The sequence below is a fragment of the Vibrio sp. 811 genome, assembly GCF_033339195.1.
In genome coordinates this window covers 1-542 of the sequence record NZ_JAWOUB010000838.1, presented here as the reverse complement: position 1 = coordinate 542, position 542 = coordinate 1, and the positions used below count along the sequence as shown (strand labels likewise).

The 542-nt window shown below is 46.1% G+C and carries 1 protein-coding gene; it reads right to left on the bottom strand.

The window, feature by feature from the left end; genetic code table 11:
• Positions 1–457 (bottom strand): LacI family DNA-binding transcriptional regulator (locus R7Q46_RS29680; RefSeq protein ID WP_318078654.1); only part of this gene is annotated, 457 nt, incomplete at its 3' end.
• Positions 458–542: the final 85 nt, after the last annotated feature.

The following is a 542-nucleotide window of genomic DNA, read 5'->3' as shown; positions in this document are numbered from 1 at the left end:
CAGCAAGCTCTGGGATATGACGATTGATAAGCACCATACCTTTCACTTCTTGGGCATAGCCAATTAGCTCCTCATCAGATAAGCCTTTCGAGTGGATGACTATTGCATCGCAACGGCTGTTGATCAGCAATTCTAGGGCTTGACGTTCATCTTCTGGATTATGGTAACCGTTGCCAATCAAGATATGTTTGCCATTTTCGCGCGCGACATTGTCGACGGATTTGACCAGCGTGCCGAAGAAAGGATCGGACACATCACTCACCAACACACCCATGGTATTTGTGCTTTGACTCACCAGTGCGCGAGCTGCGGCATTGGGTCTGTAACCCAATTTGCTCATTGCTTTGGTGACCGACTCTACCGATGATTGACTGGCTTTTGGGGACTTGTTGATCACGCGAGAAACCGTTGCGACCGAAACACCTGCTTCTTTCGCGACATCCTTGATCGTTGCCATATAGAACCTTTAGTGGCTAAAAATTTTGACTGAAAGTATTAAACACCCATTGTGTAATAAGTGCAATTTGATAGAGGATTTGCTT